We start from the raw sequence: 17101 nt of genomic DNA on the forward strand, positions 1-17101 counted from the left end.
CTAGTACTCCCTCCGATGACAGATTAGCTTTTCTTTATGCAAAGCTATGCTGGATTTAGTGCCTGAAAAATCTTTTCGCCATAATCATTAAGCGATTTGTCACGACTAAATGTTCTCGAACAGTATTCAATCTGCTGGAGTATCCAGCCTTTTTTCTTAAACATAATCTTTCCACCCTTATTCAAAAATACATCTGTTGCATGAAAAAGCACCACAAAAGGATGGGGAGTTTGCCTCCATGACGGAGAATTTATTTCGTATTTTTTGACCTTGCTTATTAGCTCAAAGATTTCGTCGTAAAGCGAATCAATTCCAACGATTGTATTTTCAATTTTTTTTGTAAGTAATGATGCCAGGGTAGTCCAAGGGAAGGGATGCTCTTCAATGGCTACGGCGTGTCTCGCGTATTGAATGGCCAAATCAAGATTCTCAGATTGTGTAAGTTTGGCGCGTTGCTCCCAGTACCTAGAGTTCCATTTCCATGCCTCGTGTGCCTGGTGAAAGAAGGTAGCTGCCTGATCGCCTAAAAATGTCTTTACTACTTGGTCGGCGCTGAATAACCTTGCTGCCAATTTTGCTTCAGGGGTTCGGGCAATAACAGTAGTTCTATTAACATATGGCGCGAGAGCATTTGCCAAGAGCGTAAATATTTCAAGAAGTAGGTCTTGCTTTTCTTTTGCCAGCATGACAAGAAGTCGATCAGCCACAATAGGGTGAAGGGGCATAATGTAATCGTCGTTATCCACATATGTCAGAGGTAATGGACGATATAGTTCCAACTGATCTTTCAATGAGGGATTATGATGCGCTTTTTCGAGTATGGCGTAAAGAACCCCCCCCTGTGTAGCAGTGCCTAGCTAGTGCTGCGACCGCATAGGTGCGCTTCTCATCTGGTGATGCATCTCGCCATAGTGATTTAACAATATCTTCAAGAGGCTTGAAGTTATTGAGAGCACGGCACGTGGCAATAGCTATAGGATTTTTAACCAGTTCCAACGCAAATTGTTTTGGACGGTAAACTGCGTCGGAGTGCCCAAGCAACCCCACTCGATGGAGTTTTTCGATTAACTGCTCGAACATGTCTTTTGACCAAGCTGAAATGTCAAAGTATTCGATATTTAAGTCGCCAATTATTCGATCAAGATGATCCTTTCGGTAATATCTGTCGGCTGAAATTATAACCATCGGTTTCTGTAGCCTAACACTTAAAACCATAGACCGTATTGTTGGCGCATGATCAGCTAAATCATCAATTATGATTGCAACAGGCCGATTTATTAAGGATATGAGATTTGATGCATTTTCCGGGTCAATTGCTGAACTCGGATTTAGACATAGAACAATAAATCCATCTTTTGCCAAATCATACCCAATTCGTCGGATGATAGTTGTCTTACCACTTCCGGTTTCTGCATTGATGTTTATAATTTTTGCAGCAATATTTGATCCGGAAAGCCAATTTCGTGCCTTGGCTGAAATTACTCTCTCATCCTCTGAAGGGACGTCTATTGACGACTCATAGTCAGACCATTTGGCAGCTTTTCCAAAATAAAATGAAGGCACATCCCCATCAGGATTAGGGACCGCTGTTTTCACGAGCTCAAAGTACGTAAAGAAATTGATTTGATCCGCTGGAATCGGTTTCGCTCTAAATATTCCATCTAAAGATGGGACTGTAAGCTGGGCAACCGTTGGCGCGCTTCCAAATTGTTCTGAGAGCCATCTCAAGAATTCGGATAGCGTGGAGGTAACAAGAATAAGACCATGCTGTTCACATATTGCTTCAGTCAACTTGTTTGGATATGGTTCGACGAGGAATGACGGACCTCGGTTTGCTCTTCCCGACGTTGGTGTTCGTCCAGCTAGATAGTATTCGAGATCCGGCTCATCTAAGCTTGTGCCAGAAATAATAAAGGGTTCACTTGCGATCAACTCAGATAGTACGTGCATCCATGCGCACATGCCTCTGGTAACTTTGCCATATTGCAATGTGGAAAACACATAGCCTTTTTCAGGCTCTCTAACATAGCCGTGTAGGTGTACAACAGAAAGGTAGCTTTTGTTAGGCTGTGTTTTAAATAAAGTGTCGTAATTAAGAGAATCGATTGTTTGCTTGGGTCTTTCGGTCGATTCATATGCTGCTTCAATAGCGTCGTCAATATTAAATGTATAGATGCTGCGCCATACATACGAAGTCAATCTCTTTACGGTTTCGCCAGGTCGACAAGCTAGGTATGGTTGAGTTAAATATTTATCAATTTCCTTCGTATCTAAGAGGATGCTTACTCGTTGCAGCCTTGTTCCGGGATCAAGATTTTTTATTTTGCATAAATCTTCAGTGAGCTTCTTGGCTGATTTTAGTGGTACGCCATTTCGATCATTACTATCAAGAGAAATGCCGCTGCCCAACAATAAGTTATATTGGCCTGCAAACAGCCCGTGGCGCAATTGGTCTAAGTATTCTGGTGAAATCATTACTGTCCAAATAGATCGATTATCGCTGTAAATTAAGCTGGGCGGTTATAGAAAATAGCCGTTACCAATATATTGTAGATTAACTGTGTCGCATCAGAGTAAATTGTATAGGAGTTGGGTTTTTTGCTGTTCATTTGGGCTCCACACTTTTTCGCTTATTTTAAAAAGTGTGTCCGGTCTAGTGTAGCCACATCAATATCCGACGAAAGCTTAAGCAATACAACAGAACCCAATATAGTAGCTTGGGTAAAAGGCTAGACCACCTTTCCCTCCTTAACGAACTCGCGTACGATCGCGGCTTCCAGTTTGGAAAAATTCAGGAATAAAGACTCGTCCGCCAGCGCTTCTATAGCGCAGTGATGAGCAACATTGATGATGGCCGCTCCGCTTAATTCGTAACGGGCGGATAGCTGATGCCAATCCACTTCGTCGGCGATGCGGATTTGCTCCGGAAACGCCTTGAGCCAGATTTGCCGGCGGTCTTCCGGGCGCGGCATGGGGAAGTGGATGATGGTTTGAAAGCGGCGGATAAAAGCGTCGTCGATATTGCCGCGCTGATTGCTCGCGAGGATGACCAAACCGTTATAAGCTTCGATGCGCTGCAACAAATAGGCGACTTCCTGGTTGGCGTATTTATCGTGGGCGTCGCGGATGTCGGTGCGTTTGCCGAACAAGGCGTCCGCTTCGTCGAAAAACAGAATCCAGTTTTTGTTTTCCGCCTTGTCGAACAAGCGCGACAGGTTTTTTTCGGTTTCACCGATATATTTCGATACTACCCGAGACAAATCGATGCGGAATACCGCTCTGTCGGTATATTTGCCTAACAGGGTCGCGGTCAAGGTTTTTCCATTGCCGGGCGGACCGTAAAACAGCGCGCGATAACCCGGTTTGATCTTTTTCTTCATGCCCCAGCCGTACAGCAAGGTATCGTTGTGCTTGATCCAGTTTTCGATTTCGCCGATTTGGCGTAAGGTGTTCGGGTGCAGCACCAAATCGTTCCATTCCATCTCCGTTTCCAGATATTCGGCCGGAAAATCGACACTGAACCGCGGCTTGCTTACCGTGCCTAGCGTCATCAACTCGACAATTTCCGGATCGAGAATCAAGCGCCCGCTCATCACCGGCTCGCCTTCGCGTACCGGCTCCAGCCAAAGGATACGCTGCCGGGCGAACCAATGGTCGTTACTCAAAATACGCTGAACCTCCAAGCGCTGTTCCAGCTTATCGCCGGCTAAAATGAATTGCGCCGTTTCTCCGGTAGGCAAGATGCCGCGGTGACTACCGCCCTTAACGCCGCCGAATTCGGGAAAATCGCCGCCTTCCGGCAAATGTTCGGCGATCAGTTTGGTGAAAAAGTGGGGTTGGAGGTGAGGAGCGGCGGCGAGCATCAACACCACGAATTCTTCCATGCGCGGATCGTATTGTTCGATGAATGTGGACAGCCAGGACTCGCCCATGTATAAATTTAAAGAGCCGAGTTCTTGGCTTTCAATTCGCTTAAAGTGCATCTTCAGGCATGCATCGATCAGTTCTTTCAGCCACGCGAGGGCTGTTTCAAGGTTGGCGGCGTTGTTTTGCATGATTACCATAATTTGCGAACATCTTTATTCCATTTTCGGGGCGATCGACTTTGTCTTAGGATTCGGCCAAAACAACTTCCCGTTTTGCCGGTGCGAACCCTGGGGCATACCGAATGAGGAACGCCGAGAACCCTTCCATGGGGGCACGGCAGCGTCCTTGCTGCCGACATCCTCACTCGGTACGTCCCCAGTGACTATGGCCATATCGGGAAGTTATTTTGGACGATATCCTTAAAAAGCAGTTGAACAATTATTCGCCCGGCCCGCGAAAGTCGACGCCGACCGTTTTAGTGAAGTTTTCCCCACGGCTGCCTAAGCTAAGGTTCAGTTTTTTGGACATTAATTTATATGTGTTTAGATCGGTATTCCAGTTTTCTCTACTTGTTTGAGTCGTGTTGTTACCTTGCCGGTTGGTCCAGTGATCGGCTACCGGAGGATCGTGGTCGGGCGAGGCGGCGGCCACCGGTACAACGGCTTTGCCGTTAAAGGTTTGCGTGTAACCTTGAGCCGCTTCTTGCGCGGGCGAGCCTTCGCTTAAAAATTTGGTCGGGTCGGACGGATGCAACAATGAGGGCAGTTTACCGCTCCTAGCCGCTCCCAGGCTCGAGCTTGAGTCGGAATAAAAATTCGGGCGGATTTTCTTGGAGCCGCGATATTCCGGTTTCAAAACAAATGTCGTGCCGCTGCCTTCCAGGGTAACGAAGTTGGAAGCGTGCGTGAAAGCGCTGCGCTCCCAATCTTTTCCCTCTGCGCTGTAAGCATGCGACCCCGGCGAACCGTCGGTTTTAACAGTCCCGAACATTACGGGTTGGGTTTTGCCGTCGGCGCCTCTTTTCACAATCGTTGCGGAATCTTTAACGCGTTCGAACGAACCGTTTGCCAATTTTATCCACGAACCGACGGCAACCCGGCCAACAGCCGTGCCGGCGGCCGGGCTTTGACTTGAAACGCCGGTCGCTTGATCGATGACCGGATTGATCGTCAGTTTCACTCGCCACTCGCCGTCTTTTTCGTAGGGCAGGATTTGCTGCAAGCCGTAACGGGTTTTGATGACGGTCAGTGCAGACGTCAGCAGCGGCTGGGTAACGCGGCCGCTTAATTTTCTGGCGGCGGTAACGGCTGCCGCTGCGGCCAATTTCAAGCGCTCGTTCGGATCGGCGGGCAATCCCGCTTGGGCGACGGCGCCGCCTAGTTTTTTCAGCATTGCCCCCAACCACCCGACTATCTTATCCAGTCCTTTATCGATCGGCGCGCGAATTTTATTGATAATCCCGACGATTTTTTCCGGAATACTGCCGAGGCCGGCGAATTTAGCCAGGAAGGCGATGACCACGGTTAAGGTGTTGGCCATCGTGGTTTCGACTTTTTTCGCGGCGCCGGCGATTTGGCCGGCGGCGATGGCGGCAATCGAGTTGATGAACGCGCCGACGACGGCACCGATTTGGCGGATTTTTTGCACGAAGAAGCTGATGGTATTCCAAATCGCCAGCACGGCCTGAACAAAGGCGCCGGCCGGGTTCAGCATCATCACCAGCTTGGTGATCGCGGCCTTGACGATTTCGGTGGTGACCATTTGCGTGACTTGGGCGATCAACTGGTCTTTCAATTCGGTCAACTCGGCTTTGATCTGCTCCCAGGCCGCGACCGGGCCTTCTTTTACCAGCGTCACCAGAATGCCGGCGGTTTTTTCCAGGCCGGCCAGAATCGGATCGGGAATAACCTTGACCAGTTTGGCGCGGATGTTTTGCCAGGTTAAGCCCAATACCGACAAGATCAATTTGAGGATTTCGGTTAACGAGAATGCTTTGGGAATGTAAACGCCGGCTTCGGCCAATGGCCCCACGATCCACTTAATCAATGCGGTTTTCAGGTGCATGCCGATATTGTGCATGAACAGGTTAAAGCCCATTTTGCCGGCCTTGACCAAATTGCCGACAAAACCGACCGGGTTTTTGATGATCTTCTGGAAGCTGCCCTTGGCTTTGGCGATGTAGGGCATCACTCCCGGCGCGACTACCGAAAAGATGATTTCCAGCAAGCTCAAAATGGTGCCGAAAGCCCACGAACTGAACTTGACCACGAAACCGCCGAAGACTTTGAAGACCTTGACGAACAACTTGGGTAGCACGATAAAGTCCAGTACTTCCAGCGATTTCAACATGGCGATGAAATCTTGCGGGAATTGCACGACCATCGCGAACAACTCCTGCATGGCGGTTTGAAACCATTGCCAGGCTTTTTGTACCGCGTGGCCTTTTTTGATGTTTTCCCAGACTTCTTCCTGTCCGATCAGCTTCATGAAACCGCCGATCAACGTATCGGCGTTGCGCGGCACCGGTTCTCCGCTGATCGGATTTTTGCCGAGTATCGCGCACAGCAAGTCGAAGCCCGGCTTGCCCTGCGCCAACGCCGCCAACGGCATCAAAACGGCATCGCGGATAAATTGCAGAATGTCTTGAAAAATGCCGCCGATAAAATCGATGATTTGCTTGACCGGCGAAGTGAATATGTCGACCGCTCTTTCCCAGGTGCGCACCGGATGCAGGATGATGTCGATGAAATCCAGATCATCCAGAAACTCCGAAATAGCCGATTTAACGCTGCCAAGCAAGTTGCCGAATTGTTTTAACTTGCCTTCCACCCATGCGCCGGCCTTGCCGAATACGCCGTATTTTTCCAAGGCGTCGGTAATGATTTTGCCGCCGGGCAAGAATTCGACGACGGCGCGCAAGATATTGGCCGCGCTTCGATCCGTATCGCGGCCGTTGATAGGATTGACGCCGATCACAATGGTAAACATGCGATAGCCCGGAATGTTGTAGGCTTTTTCGGCCAGCCAATCGATTACGTCTTGCCACGACGGGATGTCGATGCCCAATAAACGCTGCACAGCCGGCGGCGTAGCGGTTGTCGTGACTTGCGGGCTGCGCTGAACGGCGTGACCCTGCTGAATGGTATGCGTCAGTTCGTGCGCCAGCAGCTGCTTGCCTTCGCTGGTGCCGGGCCGGTATTGATCCTTGGAGAAGAAGACGTGGTTTTGATAGGTGAAAGCGCGGGCGCTCAACTGATGGCTGAGATCGGCGGACTCGGCGTCGTGATGCACGCGGACATTGCTGAAATCGGCGTTGAAACGCGGTTCCATAAAGCCGCGCACGTCGCTGGAAAGGGGTTGACCGCCGGCGGTTTTGTTTTTGATTGAGGACTGGGCATCCGAGCTTACCGAAGGTGCGCCGGCGTCGCCTTTACGCCGGAGTTTGTTTTCGTCGGCCGCCGCTTTTTGTAATTTCTCATCGGTTTGCTTTTGGATTTTCTCTTCCGGCGTGTCCGCTTTTTGCAACTTGTCGTCAGCTTGCTTTTGGAGCTTCTCCTCGGGCATGTCGGCTTTTTGTAGCTTATCTTCTTCCTGTTTCCGGATTTTCTCTTCAGGTTCGGCCGCTTTCCGTATCTTTTCGTCTTCTTGCTTTTGAACCTTTTCCTCCGGCATGTCCGCTTTCTGAATTTTCTCTTCTTCCTGCTTTTGGACTTTTTCCTCGGGCATGTCGGCTTTCCGGATTTTTTCTTCGTCCTTTTTCTGTAATTTGTCCTCCGGTGCCCGCTGTAATTTTTCGTCTTTGCCGGTAACGGGCGCCGGCATGCGCATGACCTTGTCGGCAGTTTTGTCGGCTTCCTGTTCGAACTTATCGCCGGGTTGGTTAACCGTCATTTTCGTTTGCACCGCCGGCGCAAAAAAACTACCGCCGCCGGTCTTGCCGAAAAACGCTTGATTGGCTGCTTGTGTCGGGGTTTTAGCAGCTGTCGATGACTTTTTGGTGTTGGTCTTCATCATGCCCGCCTTGACAATTTTTCTTCACGATGGAAGCGCGAAGTTTTACATAAATTAAATGGCTTTTTTCGGAATACCGTGTTCGCCGCTATTAATCGGGGAATCTTTGGTCGAGCCGTGGTCGCTACTGGAAGACGGCGCGGTGGTAGCAATCTTTTTGATGATGAACTTTTTATCGCTAAATAGATAGGCCGCTTTGGTAAGCACCGTGCCGTTGTCGTTGACGCGTACCTGTTGATTGTGCGAAGCGTTGATCGCATTGTTTTTGTCGCTGGCTAGCGGCCAGAGATTTTCGAAGTTGTCGCCGCCCTGCCAGGTCAAGTCCCTAACGTGATCTATGGCGTAACTGCCTGCGCCATCGAACACGATGTAATTTTCGTTATTCGGCCCCAGATCACGTAGTGCCTCGATATGTTCCCGTATTTTCTGTTTTTCCGCTTCGGAGCCTCGATCCGTTCTGCCGATTTTCTGATCTACTTGCATGAAGTTGGCGTCGGAAACTTTTAATAAGCGCTCGGGCCTTCTGCCGACTGCCGGCAGTTTGATGCCTTGGCGCGGCGTTCTTTCCGCGCCGCCTCTAAGTCTCAAGGTAGGATAAAAATTGTCGCGCGGCTTAAACCATTTGATCGGAATAGGATTTTGACCGGAACCGGTCGGCCAGTCGGCCGCGTTGCCGTCCTCCCGTACCTTGGGGCCTTTCAAATCGCCTTTCGGGTTGATCTCATATAAATAATGCCAAAAGCCTTGTTGTTTGATGAGTTGAATGGATTTGAACGAAAATTTCCGTCTCACCGATTTAATCGCAGTCTGTAATTCGTCTTCCGTCGCGCCTTGTTTTAGATAGCCTTGGGTTACCTGTTCCAGCGCAAGCAGGCCGGTTTTAACCCTGTCCGGTAAGCCTTCTTCATTTTGCGCGGCTTCGCCTTTAATCGGCTTGTCGCCGCCTTTGCCGTCCCGCGTCGGCGCACCCTTGAGCGCAAGCGGATTAAGCTTATTGTTTCGGTCGAACATTTCGGCAACCACCAGCCAATTATTTCCGGACTGGGTCGCTTGTAAGGCGGTGAAACCGAAGCGGGTACGGAGCCGATTCAATTCCCTAGTCAGTTTGATTTCATCGAAAGGCGTTTTTTCGGCTTTTTGCTTTAACGGCAGGAGACCTTTGGTAGAGGCTTGCATCCATTTTTCGGTCAACTTGGCGTTGGCCGGCGGCTTGGCTTTGGACGTTTTGCTTGGAATGCTGACACTTGGCTTGGCCGTTGGCGGAGGCGCTTGGCCCTTCAATTGATCCGAGTAAGGGTTTTTTGACTCTTTGCTGCGCCCTTGTTCTTTAGGGACATTGTCGTCCACAACATTGTCGATAAATTTGCTTCCGTCGAATTGCGCATCGTCGAAATCGATGTCCGGCGCCTTGTCGGAGCCCAGGACATAGCCGTCGTTACCGCCTATTTTCATGCCGACACCCCAGCCCGATCCTAAAGGGTATTCTTTTTCGCCCAACGACCAAGGCCAGCGTTTGTCCGGTGCCGGCGACCACCACGGGCTATCCAATTCGATAAACAAGTAGCCGGACAATACGAAGAAGGGTTGCGCGGCTGCAACGGCGCTGCCCTTGATAAAAAATTCCCCTTTTTTGCCCTGCATGGGATCGGCCTTTTCCCGATAGCCGATGGTCGGTATGCCTTCGACATAGGCTTTCAGCACCAACGCGCCTTTGATGCCGGCGCCGGCGTTGATGTCATGCGCGAGTATGGTCAAGCCCGCCTTGGCTTCAAGGGCCAAGGCTAATTCCGCCAGCGCCTGGATATGTAATTCGGCGGATAAAGCGAATTGGTTGAAGATTAAAGGATCGGTCGAATAGGTACCTTCAACGCTAATGTTTCTGAGTACGCCCGGGCCTATCGTTGCGCCAACCGTCAATACGACGCTGATGCCGACATGAACGTCGGCGACATAGGGTAAACCGTAACGAAAGGTAGGGTTGGCGCTAAACAGAACCCGGGGGCCCGCAGAAGGAAATTGTCTGGGCCGAAACAGCGTGACGACTTTTTGCGGCGTGATCTTCGACACCACGGTCACATGTCCGGCACCGTCGACCACCACCAAAGCCGTGCCGGACAGCCATTCGTTAAACACGACGTTCAGCGTCGCCGTACCGGCCAATGCGCGCGGGCCGGGCATGGGTTCCGCACTTGTTCCGGAACTTTGCAGCCCGGATTGTTCGATCGCCTTTTGGTTGAGCTGTTCCGGCGGGAGCACGTTGAAAGCGATGCCGCGCGCGGTTTTTTGATCGGTTAAAACGATATGGAAGCTGCCGGACAATTTTTCCGTGCTGTATTGGACATCGCCTTGTCCGTCGACTAAGCCGTTGACGAATCGAAGCCGGAGCGAACCGCTGAAATTCTTGAAGGTAACGCCGGTATTAACTTCCCCCTTTATTTTTCCGTCCGGCTTCAGCGCCAAATCGAACGCGGTCGGCTGCAAGCCCGGAATTTTAGCGGTGCCGCCGCCTTCGAAGAAGAAACGGTCGTCGCTTAAACCTAGAGCAAACCGGCTGTCTAAAAATCCACCCAGACGGACCGGAATATCGTTTTGGGAGAACTGCAAAACGCCGTTGCTAATCGAATTGACCGAATTGTCGGAAAACGATTTGAACTGCAAGCCGGTCCAGCCAAGCGATTTTGTGTTTTGATGAAGAAGTCTGGCAAGATTCTTTTTTTCCGGCCATCGTTTGCCGGCAACGGCAATATAACCGCTGATAGCGCTTTTTCTAATCTCTATCGCCAGAACCAGCGGTACGCCGATGTCTTGAAGCGGTTTTAAGGCAGGGATGACTAGCGGCAGTTGGCCGATACCGACTGTTTCATAGTCTTGTTTACGTTTTCTGACTTTGATTTCGCCTTGCGCGAAAGAACCGAAACTCGCTCTGATCGACGCGCCTTTGCGCTCTTCGTCGATCAATTTGGCGATGAACGGTGTCGGTGAAAACAGGCCGGATTTCAAGGAAGTGACTTCATTGGGCGGCGACGAAAATGAAGCGGTTTTGGCAGTCTTAGAGTTAACCTGCGTATGGCCGTCTTTATTGATTTTATTCGGCCCGAAAAAACTATCTTCGCCTGTTTTCGCAAAGAACGCTTGCTTAGCCGCCGGCGTTGCCGCGCTGGCAGTGGTCGACGATTTTTCGGCGCTCGTTTTCATATTGCGCTCCCGCCTATCGGACTACACAGGCCATTCCACCCACAGCATCGATTCCATCCACGGTAATTTGATGACGCCGATGCCCCAAGGCAATTGCGCCAACAAAATGTCCAATCCTTTGTTTTCGACCTGCAGCAACCAATCGCCGTCGTCGCGCAAGGTCATTTTTCCGGCGCGCAGCAAAAATGCGCCGCGTAATGCGTCTATGCCGGTATTTTTCAATGCTTCCCAGTGCTGAATCGTGGCGGCCAGCAAGGCTTCGGCCTCTGCCGTTTCGGCAGGGGTTAAATCGGCATCGGGTTCGACCGGCTGAGTTAACGGAATATTGCACAGCACTTTCGGCAAAATCAGTTCGTATTCCGGCGCAATCCGCCGGCCGGTCGCTAAGTAATGCAACAAACAACAGGCACGGGCCGGTTGCACGACAGTGTTTTCATTTACAAGCGCGAGCGATTGAAAAAATTGCGGTAAGAACGGATGCAATAAAACCAAGCCGGCGTTATCGATATAAAAGCCTTGCGTCGCTTCGGCAGCGTGTTTAATCGGATTCTCCGGGCCCTCGGCGAGGACGATTTCATTCCTGTTGCCGTTGCTGTCCAACCACAGACGAGACCACTGCGACTGCTCGTCGCCAACATCGCGCTTATGATCGGTTTTTGCTTTCGAAGCCGTTGTATCAGTCGATGGCGGCGGTACGTCGAAACCATCGGCATTGCTGATTGCAGGCCAACGGCTTGCTAAAAACCGGGTAAGGACGGCCGTTTTTTTTGGCGGTTCCGGAAGTTGGCGCCAAACGGCGCGAACGATGTCGAGCTCATTATCCGAATAGGATCGGCCGGCCGCTATCGAGGCAAAAAGGGTTTCCCACAGTTGCGAACGGAAGGCTTTGCTGATTGCAGCCGGTAGTCCCGCGCCATGCACCTGCGACAGGATAGAGGCTACTGCATGATTCCGAGCGGGGGTCAGGCGATCTAACAATTCGGCCAAAAAGGCCTCGGTAAATTGTAATACCAGCCGTCTTCTGGCGCTTGCCGAAGCCAGGCTAGCCAGCGTGGCGCTGAATATTCGATTTGACGGCTGCTCTTCCCAAAAATTCAGCAGCAGATGTTCCAAATGTTCGCCGGGCGCGAGCCGGACGGTCCAAGGTAACATACCTGTGCTTAAAAAATACGCGAGACATTGATCGAGATGCAGCGCAGGCGATTGTTGCCGGATAGTGCTTGCGACCTGCGGCGGACTCCGGGGCTGTAGCGGGCGCGGCGCAGGCAGGGCTTGTTCCAAGGCTTGCCCGACTTGCGCCGCTAACTGATCTTCCAAGCGTTCGAGGTCGACGCTGCCGGCGTCGAGTTCAAGGCTATCCACCACCCAGTATTCGGCGTCGGGAACATATTTGTCCAGGCTGCGTTCAAGCATCCGCACCCCATCTCCGTTGCACCACTGGGCCAAGCGGCGTTGAAGGGCCAAGGCATCGGATTCTGGGCCGTTAAATTCCACTTGCCAATGCTGCGCGCGGATCAGGTGCGTCATAAAAGAATCGAAATTTGGTTGGAACTGAAACAACCTTTATCGGTGATCGCCGTCAGGCGAATCGAACTCTCCACGACTTGCCAATTAACGGTAATCGATTCGCCCTCGTAAAACGGTTCCGCCGTCGGCGCCGAGAAATCCCAGACCCATGCGGCGATGCCGGTTCTCGGCATGTCGTCGGCAATGGTGAAAATCTGAAAGTTTTGATTGGTAAAGTTCGGTTTGACGTCGAAACCGCTACACGCTTTGACAAAAGGTGTTTGATCGCATTGATTGCGCTCGTTGGGGTCGAACGCGGGAACGCGGATTTGTCGGTTATCCTGATCCAAGTTAGTGAAAATTACCCCGTCGAAGGCATTTTCCAAGCCAAAGCCATCATTCCCGTACCGAACTGCAAAATTACCCGTGGTACCGGATTTGCTAAAACCGAAATCGAACGCAAAGCTGAAGCTATCGCCCTCGAAATGTTCGATCATCAAAACCCCGAACGGATCGGTGTCGGCCGGTGCGTAAGTGATGCTCAAGCGTTCGAACGCTTCGCCCAAGACAGCATTGAGTTTCGCGTTGAGTTCCCGGATAACCTTGGCAAATGCCGTTTGAAAATCGTTATTGAGATCATCGGCCGGCATTTGCAGCAGCTCCGCCGTATCGCTTAAATCGAATTCCTTGTCGTTAAAATTGAACCTGATCGCCGTGGTTTGTTTGTAGCTGCCGAATCTTCCGCCCGATGGCTGCAACCAGAGCCGATAGGCGCTGCGCCGCGATTGGCCGTCATTCGGCAAATCGCAAGGAGGGGGACAGGTATGCGTGAGGGTGGTTTCGAAGACGCACTGCATCTGATCGACCACACGAATCACGACGTCCGCGCCGCTGGCCGCCGGCGCCGAAGTAAAGCTGTCTCCGTCCACTACGGATTCGTTGACCGTATAAGGCGGCGTGCCGCCGGTAATCGGCACCACGGCGACGTATTGCGAACGATCTTCCGTGCAGGTAAAAGTCGGTTCGCCGATACCGATCGGCTGCGGTATCGTCAATGTCTGCGCCGAAGACAGGGAATCGTCGGCGTCCTGGATAATCAAGGTATGTTCACCCGGCGCCAACATGACGGGATTCGCCAAATCCTGGAAAGCCTGATCGTCGATTTTGATACGGTAAGGCGGCAAACCTTGTTCGGCGTTTATGCTCACCGGAGCCGACGGCCCGTCTTCGCCGGAAGCGGTACAAGCGACCGTGAAGGTAAAGGTCGGCGGCGGTTTCGGCAATACGAATTGAATCGGCGTGCAACTTCCGCAATATAAATACGGCAGATAAAAATCGGCGATCACGGTGCCGTCGGCAAAACCGTTTACCGTCGCGGCTATGATCTGGTCGGCCGGGGACAGGAATTCGAAGCCGCCGGGAAAAATCGGCACCGTCGGAATTAATGTCGATAAGCCGTCGATGACGATTTGCAAATCGGGGTTGGTGACGGTCGGCTGCTGAATTTGCAGGCGTCTGATGGCGTCGATTAAGGCCGGATTGATCGTGGCCGTATCCGTTGCTCTGATACCGGCCGTCGCCGTGTCGGCGGCTCCGGCCGTGATCGTTTCTCTTATACCTATTGTTGCGTTTGTAACGCCAACCGTATCCGTTGCTCTTATACCAGCGCTAACCGCGCCGGTGGTTCCGGCCGCCGCCACGGCGGGATTAATACGCGCATTCGCGGTCGCCTGGGGATTTAGTGCCGGGGTTTCCGCAGCGGGGCTAACGGAGGCATTTGTCGTGCGGGCAAGTGTTGCGGGGTTGACGCTTGGGTTTGCTGCGGTTCGGGGGCCGGCCGCCGAGGCCGCTAGGGTGCTGCCGGCAGCTGCATTAGCCAGTGCGGCCGTATTGATATTGGCACCGGATGCCGCCGGCTGGTTGGCGGCAGCGCCGGCCGCCAGCGAGTCTCGCAACAGCGAGGCGCTTAGATTCAATGTCGGCCTGACCGCTGCGGCGCTGGCATCCGTCGCGGGGTTAACCGCCGGTGATGCCGCGTTAACGCCGGCGGTATCACCGGCTCTAGGGTTTGCCGGCTGGCTCGCGGAGGCAGCGGCGGCCATATTGATAAAGTTTACATCGACCGGTCTGAACACAAAGTCGGTCAAATTGGCGTTATTCGCATGTTCAGGCAAAATAGCGCGGACCGCAAACGGGTCGATGGCCGGCGTCGCGGCGGCAAAACCGGCGGAAGCGCTTAAACCGGAAGCGGCCGGCGGGTCTTGATGGTAAACGATAATGAAGGTGCCGCCGAAAGGGACGCCGGCTTTATGTTGTATGCCGGGATGGTCGACTAGAAAGTGACTTAAGAACTGCTTTTTTTTCAGATGCTTGACTCGCTCGCCAAAATCCTTATGAACGGCTCGCAAGGCGTCGAGTTGAGTGTTTTTGAGCAGGTCTTCCAACCGGTCGTCAATCTCTTCCCAATTCAATAACTGGCTATTGCCTTCGAGATTGGCGACGCCTTGTTCGCGTTTGGTCTCGATGGCGACAACGACGATTAACAAATTCCGGTAACGGTTCTCGATATCGGCGAAATTCGCGCCGGAAAGCGTGTCCGGCAGCGCCTCGCCCAGCTTGAGCAAATAAAAGAAGCTGTAGTAAATCAAGTTATCGCCGGGCGGGAAGATATTGATCCAACTGGCCATCAAATTGGCGTCGATATCAGGCACGGTGCCGCCTTGTTGGGTGATGTAATCCTCGAATAGCCGGCCCAGCGTTTGCGGTTGCACCAAAAATCCGGGTTGATATTGGTTGATAAGCGCGAACTGCGACGGGACCGGCGTGGTGACCGGAGAACCAGACTGGGCAGGCAAATGATAAAAATAGGTCAACGCCTTGACCAAGGCGCCGAGCAATTGCGCGCGGCTAAGGTCGTAGGCGGCTTCCAAATCTTGAAAGCGGCAGTCCTCCTTGCTTAAATCGGTCGCTATGCTTTCATCGAAGACGCCGCTTCTCAACGCAATCACGCCGATAGGCAAGCGATATTGGCTCTTCAACGATAACAAGGTGTTGAGCACGGTCTGATAATTTTTGCCTAAATGCCCTTCGATGCGCAGAAAATTATACGGCTCCAGATCGTAGGCTAAAGGTTTGCTAACAAACGCCGGTGCCGGCGGCACGTATTCGTCGGCACGGTAACCGAGATTTTGCCCGGCTTTGAAAAGACGGCTTTTTTCCGGATGCCAGAGTTCGTAAAGCGGCGGGCTGCCGGTTTGCCGGTAATAATAAGGGATGGCTTTATCCGATAGCGCGGCCGTTCCCAGTTTGGACGGCGTCGCCCGAATTTGGGTATCGATAAGCTGATTTTGCATCGGCGGCAAGGCTGGCGTATCGGTAAATTGGCGGATCATCTCGACCAAACGCCGAAACAGGATCACCGTATCGCGGGTGCGTTGTTCACAATCGCCGACGGCCGGGGAGGCCAGAAAGCGATGGCGGTAGGTACTGTTTTCGAGCTGGGTGCTCGACGATAGTAAACCGAGCAGCAAATGCCGCGGAAATAAACCTTCGGCCGGGCAGCAGGCGCACATTAGACCCAAGGCTTGTTCGCGAAAGTCGTCGTAAGCGCGAATCAAATCGTCGAAAAAATCGTAGTAATAAGGCAGGAAGCGAACTTGGTTCGTAGTGGCCGGTGCGTTATCCAGAAAGCCGAAGCGGGTCATGAAATCGGAGAACGGATCGCCGGGGTAGCTCGCTTGCAAAATAGGTTTAAACGCCTGATAAGCCGCAGTCAACGCCGTCGCCAGCGCCGTCGCCAGATCGCCGGCGCCAAACACTTTTAAAAACGCGGCCAATACTTGATTAGAGGTGATCGGCTGGCTGTTTGTTACGTCGAAACGCGGCAAGCGTAGATCCGGCAGATTCAGTTGCGCCGCGAGCGATGCTTCCAAGCCGGCGCCGCTCGACTCCGATTCGGTATCGGCGGCGGCAATAATTGCGTCGAGATCTTGTTTACGGATTAGCAAACGCCGAACTTGAACCGCGACGCCGGCGCCCTTATCGTCGCAATTATTGGGACTGCAATTGCGTAAGGCCGATTTTTTCAATTCCAAAAACAGCAGCACGGCCTTGTCGTCGAGAAAACCGGCCGGGCCGGTTAAGGGCGTGGTTTCGGCTTCACCGGCCGGAAACAACTCCCACAGCGGATAAGGGTCGCCGCTTGCGGCGTCGATGAAAGCCGGATAGGCAATGTCGTCGGGTAGCACATAATCCCGGTAGGCGACCAAGTCGACGTCATCCGGCTCGATAATCAAATAACCTTCCGACGTAATGCCGCAACCCTTGCCGAGATGGATCTTGGTAGGAGCCGCCGGGTTGTCCAAGGCGATATCCAAGCCGCAGACGATGCCGATCCCGACTAAATTGGCGCGGGTCAGGCGTTCCTGTTCGTCGAGGTAATCGAAGATTTGGTTTAGATGGGCGTTGGTCAGGACTTGGTTGGCTTCGAAAACCGGAAAATTATTTTGCTTTGCTTGCATGG

At 52.2% G+C, this 17101-nt stretch carries 7 protein-coding genes; all 7 read right to left on the reverse strand.

Features of this window, described 5'->3' with window-relative positions; genetic code table 11:
• Positions 1 to 44: 44 nt before the first annotated feature.
• A complete protein-coding gene (locus ACW73I_RS08700) occupies positions 45 to 725 on the reverse strand; it encodes a hypothetical protein (RefSeq protein WP_458028863.1) in 681 nt (226 codons plus the stop codon).
• Between the two features lie 73 nt (positions 726 to 798).
• Positions 799 to 2475 carry a P-loop NTPase gene (locus tag ACW73I_RS08705; RefSeq protein ID WP_458028864.1) on the reverse strand — a complete coding sequence of 559 codons (1677 nt, stop codon included), beginning with the start codon at positions 2473 to 2475 and terminating at the stop codon, positions 799 to 801.
• Between the two features lie 254 nt (positions 2476 to 2729).
• On the reverse strand, positions 2730 to 4055 hold the full coding sequence (locus ACW73I_RS08710) for an ATP-binding protein (protein ID WP_458028865.1): 1326 nt from the start codon (positions 4053 to 4055) through the stop codon (positions 2730 to 2732).
• A gap of 250 nt (positions 4056 to 4305) precedes the next feature.
• Positions 4306 to 7881 carry an eCIS core domain-containing protein gene (locus tag ACW73I_RS08715; protein ID WP_458028866.1) on the reverse strand — a complete coding sequence of 1192 codons (3576 nt, stop codon included), beginning with the start codon at positions 7879 to 7881 and terminating at the stop codon, positions 4306 to 4308.
• Positions 7882 to 7932: 51 nt separating this feature from the next.
• Positions 7933 to 11073 (reverse strand): hypothetical protein, encoded by a 3141-nt coding sequence (locus tag ACW73I_RS08720; RefSeq protein WP_458028867.1) that lies wholly within the window; start codon positions 11071 to 11073, stop codon positions 7933 to 7935.
• 21 nt (positions 11074 to 11094) lie between these two features.
• A complete protein-coding gene (locus tag ACW73I_RS08725; protein ID WP_458028868.1) occupies positions 11095 to 12600 on the reverse strand; it encodes a contractile injection system tape measure protein in 1506 nt (501 codons plus the stop codon).
• The gene (locus ACW73I_RS08730) at positions 12597 to 17099 is read right to left on the reverse strand and encodes a hypothetical protein (RefSeq protein ID WP_458028869.1); all 4503 of its coding nucleotides are present in this window, start codon (positions 17097 to 17099) and stop codon (positions 12597 to 12599) included. The genes ACW73I_RS08725 and ACW73I_RS08730 overlap by 4 nt, the downstream gene beginning before the upstream one ends.
• Between the last annotated feature and the right edge of the window lie 2 nt (positions 17100 to 17101).

The organism is Methylomonas sp. MgM2 (assembly GCF_054172045.1).

Excerpts from the sequence above, each read along its gene's own strand:
- ACW73I_RS08700 (WP_458028863.1), bottom strand. The coding sequence starts at position 725 with ATGCCCCTTCACCCTATTGTGGCTGATCGACTTCTTGTCATGCTGGCA.
- ACW73I_RS08705 (WP_458028864.1), bottom strand. The coding sequence starts at position 2,475 with ATGATTTCACCAGAATACTTAGACCAATTGCGCCACGGGCTGTTTGCA.
- ACW73I_RS08710 (WP_458028865.1), bottom strand. The coding sequence starts at position 4,055 with ATGCAAAACAACGCCGCCAACCTTGAAACAGCCCTCGCGTGGCTGAAA.
- ACW73I_RS08715 (WP_458028866.1), bottom strand. The coding sequence starts at position 7,881 with ATGATGAAGACCAACACCAAAAAGTCATCGACAGCTGCTAAAACCCCG.
- ACW73I_RS08720 (WP_458028867.1), bottom strand. The coding sequence starts at position 11,073 with ATGAAAACGAGCGCCGAAAAATCGTCGACCACTGCCAGCGCGGCAACG.
- ACW73I_RS08725 (WP_458028868.1), bottom strand. The coding sequence starts at position 12,600 with ATGACGCACCTGATCCGCGCGCAGCATTGGCAAGTGGAATTTAACGGC.
- ACW73I_RS08730 (WP_458028869.1), bottom strand. The coding sequence starts at position 17,099 with ATGCAAGCAAAGCAAAATAATTTTCCGGTTTTCGAAGCCAACCAAGTC.